The organism is Bacillus sp. AFS059628, assembly GCF_002571225.1.
In the GTDB taxonomy this organism is placed as follows: domain Bacteria; phylum Bacillota; class Bacilli; order Bacillales; family Bacillaceae_G; genus Bacillus_A.
Window position 1 is genome coordinate 1 of record NZ_NVEC01000155.1, and the last position, 8,551, is coordinate 8,551.

At 34.6% G+C, this 8,551-nt stretch carries 6 protein-coding genes and 2 pseudogenes; 6 read left to right on the top strand and 2 right to left on the bottom strand.

All coding sequences use genetic code 11. From position 1 onward, the window contains the following. The first annotated feature begins 451 nt into the window (after positions 1-451). From cotF to COL05_RS30630, 3 genes are all read left to right on the top strand, one after another. Complete coding sequence (cotF, locus tag COL05_RS30620) at positions 452-931, top strand: spore coat protein CotF (protein WP_065484273.1); 480 nt, start codon at positions 452-454, stop codon at positions 929-931. 341 nt (positions 932-1,272) lie between these two features. Beyond that, positions 1,273-1,779, top strand: coding sequence for a DUF2243 domain-containing protein (locus COL05_RS30625; protein WP_098671332.1), 507 nt, complete (start codon positions 1,273-1,275; stop codon positions 1,777-1,779). Beyond that, the gene (locus COL05_RS30630; protein ID WP_098671333.1) at positions 1,769-2,593 is read left to right on the top strand and encodes a cytochrome c oxidase assembly protein; all 825 of its coding nucleotides are present in this window, start codon (positions 1,769-1,771) and stop codon (positions 2,591-2,593) included. The genes COL05_RS30625 and COL05_RS30630 overlap by 11 nt, the downstream gene beginning before the upstream one ends. Before the next feature lie 707 nt (positions 2,594-3,300). On the opposite strand, the gene COL05_RS30635 is transcribed toward COL05_RS30630, so the two are convergent. Next, the gene (locus tag COL05_RS30635) at positions 3,301-4,158 is read right to left on the bottom strand and encodes an MBL fold metallo-hydrolase (RefSeq protein ID WP_098671334.1); all 858 of its coding nucleotides are present in this window, start codon (positions 4,156-4,158) and stop codon (positions 3,301-3,303) included. A gap of 465 nt (positions 4,159-4,623) precedes the next feature. On the opposite strand from COL05_RS30635, the gene ppsA reads away from it, so the two are divergent. Then, positions 4,624-7,230, top strand: coding sequence for a phosphoenolpyruvate synthase (ppsA, locus tag COL05_RS30640; RefSeq protein WP_098671335.1), 2,607 nt, complete (start codon positions 4,624-4,626; stop codon positions 7,228-7,230). A 55-nt stretch (positions 7,231-7,285) separates the two neighbouring features. On the opposite strand, the pseudogene COL05_RS30645 reads toward ppsA, so the two are convergent. Further along, positions 7,286-7,420 (bottom strand): annotated as a pseudogene (locus tag COL05_RS30645) (TetR-like C-terminal domain-containing protein); the annotation flags it as partial. Here COL05_RS30645 and COL05_RS30650 point away from each other — a divergent pair. Both COL05_RS30650 and COL05_RS30655 read left to right on the top strand, forming a co-directional pair. Then, positions 7,410-7,853 (top strand): annotated as a pseudogene (locus COL05_RS30650) (ABC-2 transporter permease); the annotation flags it as partial. The pseudogenes COL05_RS30645 and COL05_RS30650 sit on opposite strands and share 11 nt — an antisense overlap. Positions 7,854-8,012: 159 nt before the next feature. Beyond that, positions 8,013-8,447, top strand: a complete 435-nt coding sequence (locus tag COL05_RS30655) for a ferritin-like domain-containing protein (RefSeq protein WP_098671337.1) — start codon at positions 8,013-8,015, stop codon at positions 8,445-8,447. Positions 8,448-8,551 lie beyond the last annotated feature (104 nt).

Genomic DNA, 8,551 nt, shown 5'->3' on the forward strand with positions numbered 1-8,551 from the left:
GAAGAAAACCCCCACTGATTAAAGTTTCACTTTATTTAAATTAAATAATTTTATGGATAATCCCTACAGTTTAGTTATTTTCATAGTTAAAATCTAATCATGTATAAATTTAAGTACCTATAAAATTTGAAAAAATATATAGGTACAATGTTCACATTTATATTTTCTAACTAGTATGGTTTATAACGAAACGAGAAAGGATGTATTATGGTGGGGATTTTTAAGGAAGAAAAAATTAAATTTATAGATTGTAAAGGCGAAGAAGTCATTTTGAAAATTAAAATTAAGGATATAAAAAAGTAGGGAAGAGGAATTAAGTTTATTTTATGGTGATTAACATAGAAAATAGAAGGTAATGACAAATTAGGTTGAAATGAATTTATGTAGTATAGGCCCCTTTTACATTTTTTTTGCATAATGTAGCATGAATGAATATTAAGGGGGAACATATATGTCTTATCCTAATCAGTTAGCTTGGCATGAAACATTGGATTTACATGAATTAGTAGCATTCCAAGCGAACGGTTTAATCAAATTAAAAAAATCAGTTAGAAATGTACCTGATCAAGCACTTCAATCGTTATATATTAAAGCTATAAATGCCATCCAAAACAATCTACAAGAGTTAGTACAGTTTTATCCGTATGCTCCTGGATTTCAATCACAGCATCGTGATGACACTGGATTTTACGCTGGAGATTTGCTTGGATTAGCAAAGACATCCGTTCGAAATTATGCAATCGCAATTACTGAAACTGCAACACCCCGACTTAGAGAAGTTTTAACCCGCCAAATAAATGGCGCTATACAATTACATGCGCAGGTTTTTAACTTTATGTACGAACGTGGTTACTATCCAGCTTACGATTTAAAGCAACTATTAAAAAATGATGTTCAAAATGTGCAAAAGGCAATACAAATGCAATATTAAAATGAAGATATGGAAATTATCTTTAGAGGAAAACTATAGTTTATTTATAGAAAATCAAATAGTTAAGACTAAATGGTAATTTCCATTGTTAATAAATTGATTAAAGGATAAAAATATAGATTCATTCGAAAATACTAAAGAAATTATACTAACGCTATTGTAGAATGGTGAACTTCTTAAAGTTTTTTAGGGAGTTTTAAACAAATATTAAATATGCTAGAGAATAAGTATTTATACGATATTGCTAACTGAACATTAGTTTCCTTTGGCGCTAAGTATGTTTAGCACGTTTTTCTTTTGGGAAAAATAAGAATATACATTAGTGGAAAGGATAGGATTTAATGGTTACTAAAACCGATAATACAAGCTATTTAACCTCTTCTGTTTATTTGACCCGTAATCTATGGTCAGGCATCTTGTTTGGCCTAGGGTTAGTAGCTTTTATAGATGAAACTATTTTTCATCAACTGCTACATTGGCACCATTTCTATGATAAATCTACAACAGATATTGGATTGATTTCAGATGGTCTTTTTCATGCTTTTAGTTGGTTTGCAACGATTGGTTCCTTGTTCATAGTTGCTGATCTTCGTCGTAGATATGCATTTTGGTTGAAAAGATGGTGGAGCGGGTTAATGCTTGGTAGTGGTGGATTTCAATTATATGACGGTATAATTCAACATAAACTAATGAAAATACACCAGATTCGATACGTAGATAATGTTCTTATCTACGACGTAATATGGAATATAATTGCGGCTGTAATGCTCTTAATTGGAATTCTACTAGTTTTTCAGACAAGAACCGATGAAAGAGTATTGAGAGGGAAAAGTTTAGATGAACAATAACCATCTTTATCACGAAATATGGAGTTTATTGGATTTTTTGTTATTCGTATTCATTTTAATTATATTAATAATTTATATTGTATCGACGGTATTATCAAATCGTCAGTACAAACGATGGCCGTTATATCGAAGTGTCTTCTGGGTTTTAGGGCTTATTTGTGTAGCAATAGCAGTTGTTGGACCTTTAGCTCATCGTGCTCATAATGACTTCACAATACATATGCTTGTGCATTTGCTCCTTGGGATGTTTGCTCCAATTTTTATAGCATTAGCAGCTCCGATGACTCTTTTTTTACGAACGCTCAATGTGAAAGCAGCGCGACGTCTTTCAAGTGTACTAAAGAGTAAGCCGCTACAAATCCTTACTCATCCCATTATCGCAACCTCGCTTAATCTAGGAGGGCTATGGATTCTCTATACTACTAATTTATACTCGATGATGCACAAAAGTATACTTCTTCATTTGTTCATACATTTCCATGTTTTTATTGCAGGATACCTGTTTACCACATCAATGATTTATATTGATCCAATATCCCATAGGTATAGTTATATATACCGATCAATTATTTTAATAGTTGCATCAGCTGGTCATGGGATATTATCAAAATACATATATGCTCATCCGCCTGCTGGTGTAGTCACTGAACAAGCTGAAATTGGGAGCGTGCTTATGTATTATGGTGGGGATCTTATTGATATTGTTCTAATTTTTATACTTTGTTTACAATGGTTCAGGAGTAGCAAATCGAGAACGAAAGTCAATAATATAGTAAGTTTATCGGATCTTTTGAAACTAAAAACTTTGAAATAAAATTTAATCGTACTGTACTTAAAAGAAGCTTTGATAAAAATGAGTATTATATTTTCATTTTTAAAATTTACGTTATAACTATTCAATATTGAAATATCTCCATGTTCATCCTAAAGACTCTAACATTGAATTAATTATCTCATTTCTATGAAATATACAAAATGAGATAATGGAGTCCAGTTTGTCATTAATCTATCTACATAAATTTCTTTTACTTCCTGTCACAGCATATTAATAACTTTCATAAAAACCTCTTTAGAAGCCAAGTTAAAAGGATTGAATTTCGGGATATGGTTAAAAATATGGAGTTTTGTATGAGTTTTAAAGTTTATAAATAAAAAAGCAGCTAGCAAAAGCTAACTGCAGCGAGAAAGTTACATCCATGAATGTAAGGAGTATAACTATTTCATGGGTTAAGTATAGTATGAACGAAAAATTTAAGCTTATACTAAAAAATTAAAAAGAGCAGTTATTTATATGACTGCTCTTTAATGGTAAGAAATAAAGCCTGGGTAAGAAGCAGACTTTATTAAAGGTAGTGTGTGCGAAAGCTCGATTTTTATTCCAAAAGAGTAGTTCTATTTTTAGGATATAGATATTGCCTACATTCAATTTTTTAACAGTTTAAGTTTAAAACCTTTTGAATGATAATTTTGTATTATATTTTGATTCATTAATATGAAAAGATAAACAAAGTATTTTCATGCTTAATGTATTTTTTTGTCTACATATTTTCCATAATCGGGTACAGCGATTTTATCAAATTCTTGAACGAGTGTTTTGAGGCTTGTTGATAGCAATTCACCTGACATTGGTAACCCATGTCCAGTAATAGTGACCAGAGGCTTTAATTCTTCTAATTTAATGACTGATTCTTTAGCGGCTTTCCAGTCTGTTGTTAAATAACGAGGGGGGCCGCTTATTTCCTGCTCCTGAGTAAATACTTTATATAGATATTCCTGTTTCACTGTAACAAAAGCATCCCCAGCAATTAAAGTTCGGTCTTTTTCTCGGAATAATGAAATGTGCCCAGGGGTATGCCCTGGTGTATGAATCCATTTAAACTCTGGCATATGGGGAACAGTTCCATCGGTAGGTAGTGCTTTTACGCTATTTCCTAAATCAATCGGTTCATTAGGGAACAGGGGAGACATTTTCGCTACCATACCACCTTCAACTGTTGGATCTGGTTCAGGATAGCTTTGTTGTCCAGTCAAGAACGGTATCTCCATTTGATGGGCATAGACTGGAACATCCCAATATTTAATGAGTTCAATGATTCCTCCAACATGATCAAAATGCCCATGAGTTAAAATAATTGCTTTTGGACGGCTATTTGTGCCAAATCGCTTCTCAGTAACAGAGATAATTTCATTTGCACATTTAGGCATTCCGGCATCAACTAAAACAAAATCATCGGTATGCGGATTTCCAACAAAACATATGTTGACGATTTGAATCGTGTAGCAAAATAAATCAGGCAATACTTCGAGGCCATGACCACTTTCAATTGAAGTTGCTGGAATAAACTTGTAATCACTTCCATAATTCATTTCCTTGTCCACTTGTTATCCTCCTTAATATGTTTCAATACGACATTATAGTTCCCCAATTTCTCGAATCCATTTTGAGACATTTGAAAAAGAATTAGTGGGGGATTACAAAAAAATTAAGTCCTAGAATTAAGGTGGAGACATATGAATTTATATAATAGTTGCTACAATTTTTTGAGGAGGGTAATGGGTTAACAAAACATTAATATTAATATTAAAATATATTATTATAAAGAACTACACAACAGTAGCTAATAGAACGCCATTAAATAAGACGATTTATTGTACAGAGGTTTTTCGTAATCAAAAAATGTGTAAGTTTGGAGATGGAATTGAAGGGAATGAGAGGGGGAAAAATAAAAAAATTATCTCTTCCTAAGTTAATTATATCATGTAAATCAAGTTCGAAATAGACTGTTTCTTCGTATTTACTCCTGCTACAATCAAGAACACATGCATAGTAAGGAGAGATGTTACATGAGTTCATTCGTTCTCGATTTTCAGGAAATAGAAAACACGCCGCTTTCACTCGTCGGTGGAAAAGGTTTGAATTTAGGGGAGTTATCAAGCGTTAAAGGGATACAAGTACCAGAAGGATTTTGTGTTACAACGGCAGGATATGAAAAGGCCATCGAGCAAAATGAAGAGCTTCAAACTTTGTTGCAGCAGCTAACAAAGTTGAAAAAGGAAGAGCGAGCTCAAATTGGTGAAATGAGTAAGAAGATTAGGGAAGTCATTATGGCAGTAGAAATCCCTACTGATGTAGTGGAAGCAGTAGCTCATTATCTCTCACGTTTTGGAAATGAACAGGCGTATGCCGTGCGCTCTAGTGCTACGGCTGAAGATTTACCGTATGCCTCATTTGCTGGTCAACAAGATACGTATTTAAATATTATTGGAGAAAAAGCAATTTTACAGCATGTAAGAAAGTGCTGGGCGTCTTTATTTACAGAGCGAGCAGTTATGTACCGCATGCAAAATGGTTTTGAACATAATCAAGTTTCTATATGTGTTGTTGTTCAAAAAATGGTTTTCCCTGAGGCTTCGGGCATTTTATTTACGGCTGATCCGGTTACTTCTAACCGAAAGGTGTTATCCATTGATGCCAGTTTTGGACTTGGTGAGGCATTAGTATCAGGATTGGTCTCTGCCGATAATTATAAAGTAAAAGAAGGCGAAATTAAAGAAACGATGATAGCGACTAAAAAAATAGCTATTTATGCTGTAAAAGAGGGCGGAACTGAGACGAAACAGATTGATCCAGCTCAGCAACAACTTCAAACATTGTCTGAACAACAAATTTTACAACTAGTAAGTATCGGAAGACAGATTGAAGCTTATTTTGGTTGTCCGCAAGATATTGAATGGTGTTTAGCCCATAATACATTTTATATTGTCCAAAGTCGCCCCATTACGACTTTATATCCAATTCCTGAAGAAAATGATGGGGGAAATCATGTGTATATATCAGTTGGTCACCAACAAATGATGACCGATGCGATGAAACCGCTTGGGTTATCTTTTTTCCTGTTAACGACTAATGCTCCTATGCGTAAAGCGGGAGGAAGGCTGTTTGTGGATGCTACGCAACAATTAGCTTCACCTGCTAGCAGAGATTATTTAATAAACACTTTAGGAAAATCAGATCCACTCGTAAGAGATGCATTAACGACTATAATCGAGCGAGATAATTTTATTACATTGTTACCAGATGATGAAAAAGGAAAGAGTGCTGGCAAAAGTGTGCCACCTGCAAATTCACAACCAGAAATCGAAAATGATCCGGCAATCGTTACGAATTTAATACAAAATAGTGAAGCATCAATCGAAGAGTTAAAACGAAACATGCAAACGAAATCAGGGGTGGATGTACTTGATTTTATTTTGGAAGACATCCAGCAATTAAAAAAAGTATTATTTAACCCGCAAAGTATCGCTGTCATTATGGCAGGTATGAATGCTTCAACATGGATAAATGAAAAAATGGAGCAATGGCTAGGCGAAAAGAATGCAGCAGACACGCTTTCTCAATCGGTACAAAATAATATTACATCTGAAATGGGTTTAGCATTAATGGATGTCGCTGATGTGATTCGGCCGTATCAAGAAGTTATTACGTATTTACAACATGTAGAAGATGATAGCTTTTTAAATGAACTAGTTCAGTTTAAAGGTGGAGAAGAAGCCCGAGATGCGATTCTAACTTTTCTAAATAAATACGGAATGAGATGTAGCGGAGAAATAGATATTACGAAAACGCGCTGGAGTGAAAAGCCAACTACAATTATCCCGATGATTTTAAATAATATAAGAGATTTTGAATATGGCGCGAGTAAGCGGAAATTTGAAGAAGGACTGCAAGAAGCTTTGAAAAAAGAAGAAGAGTTAATAGAGCGATTACAGCACTTGCCGGATAGTAAACAAAAAGTAGAAGAGACGAAGCAAATGATTCGTAATATACGTAATTTTATCGGTTATCGTGAATATCCAAAATACGGCATGATTAATCGTTATTTCATATACAAGCAGGCATTATTGAAAGAAGCTGAGCAACTTGTGCAGACCGGTATCATTCGTGAGGCCGATGATATATACTATTTAACTTTTGAAGAACTTCACGAAGTAGTCCGTACGAATAAACTAGATTACGAGCTTATCCAAAAACAAAAAAATGATTATAAATTATATGAAAAACTAACGCCTCCTCGTATCATGACGTCTGATGGAGAAATCATTACAGGTAAATATAAACGAGAAAACCTCCCAGCTGATGCGATTGTAGGTTTGCCTGTTTCCTCAGGAGTGATTGAGGGAAGAGCTCGCGTTATTTTAAACATGGAAGAAGCGAATTTAGAAGAAGGAGATATATTAGTTACTGCGTTTACTGACCCTGGCTGGACACCATTATTTGTGTCTATAAAAGGATTAGTCACTGAAGTTGGCGGACTTATGACGCACGGAGCAGTGATTGCACGTGAGTATGGATTACCAGCAGTTGTCGGTGTGGAAAATGCTACGAAATTAATAAAAGACGGACAACGAATTCGGGTACATGGAACTGAAGGGTATATTGAAGTATTGTAATGAAATAAAAGATCATCCGCTATTATAGTGGATGATCTTTTCATATATACTTGGCTTATTTCTTTAAACCAGCCGCATAAAAAGGCCCATGAACTGCGATTGTTGATAAAATGCGAGCAATTTCCTCAGGTGTTTCTTTTTGCCCGGTATTTAACCATTGCTGAATCACACCAATATGAGCAGATGCCATATTTGTCATTGGGTTCGGTCTTACATGGATCGCGGATGGTATGGTAGGGTTAAATATTTCGAACTTCACAGATACGGCACTGTTTCTATCTATTACATCCTTTAGTTTCTTCTTAATGATATCGGCGGTACTTTCATTAGTTGGACTAAAGGGAATCGGTGTATTCGCTCTCTTACTATTCTTCGGGGCACCGTTATTATCGTTAGCACCTGAAATGTTATCGCCATTTTACCAAGACTGGGTGTACACATGGTTGCCAATGCGATTTATGATTGAAGGACTGAGAGAAATATTCTTCTTCGGAAAAGGATTAAGCTGGAGTACACCTCTTACTGTACTCGTTTGGATTGGTGCGGTAAGTATGATGATTATTTTAGCGACTGCTTTCAAACGTAGTGTAGGAAAGGAACACAAAACGGAATTAAACGCATAAAAGATAAAAGCGTTTCACTAGGAGTGAAGCGTTTTTATCTTTTATTAACTTATAGGTTAAAGGGAATAAAAAAGTTCGGATTTGCAGTTCCTTTTTGTATACATGCTCCTGCTATTTAAAATTGCATAAAATGTTATGCGGAATAATGGAGGGGATACGATGTATAATTCGAATTATTATGATTCGTATAGGCAAAATGATAAGCTGATTCGTGATATTGAGAAAGCAATTAACGGAGAGTTTAGTGCTATAAATTGTTATGCGAAATTAGCTAATATGGCTCCAATTACGGCGGAACGAAATCAAATTCTTGAGATTCGTAACGATGAAATAAAGCATTTCCATCATTTTGTACAAATCTATACAAATTTAACGGGTCAGCAGCCGAAACCACAAATTACGGAAGAATGTCCAAATACGTACTTACAAGGATTAGAATTCGCTATACAAGATGAACAGAAGACAGTAGATTTTTACTTGGAAATTTCAGATGAAACATCGGATGTACATCTGAAAGAGTTAATGCGCAGAATAGCTGCCGATGAACAAAATCATGCGGTGTGGTTTTTATATTATTTTGTGAAGACGAAGTGAGCATTAAGAATGAATGGCTGATGTGATGAATATATTAGAATTTATCCCACTTTAATGGGCAGTAAGACCCCCACCTCAAAATGCAGCGAAAGCAAAGAATTTAG

Bases quoted from the DNA above. Each gene is read 5' to 3' on its own strand.
- cotF (WP_065484273.1), top strand. From the start codon at position 452: ATGTCTTATCCTAATCAGTTAGCTTGGCATGAAACATTGGATTTACAT.
- COL05_RS30625 (WP_098671332.1), top strand. From the start codon at position 1,273: ATGGTTACTAAAACCGATAATACAAGCTATTTAACCTCTTCTGTTTAT.
- COL05_RS30630 (WP_098671333.1), top strand. From the start codon at position 1,769: ATGAACAATAACCATCTTTATCACGAAATATGGAGTTTATTGGATTTT.
- ppsA (WP_098671335.1), top strand. From the start codon at position 4,624: ATGAGTTCATTCGTTCTCGATTTTCAGGAAATAGAAAACACGCCGCTT.
- COL05_RS30655 (WP_098671337.1), top strand. From the start codon at position 8,013: ATGTATAATTCGAATTATTATGATTCGTATAGGCAAAATGATAAGCTG.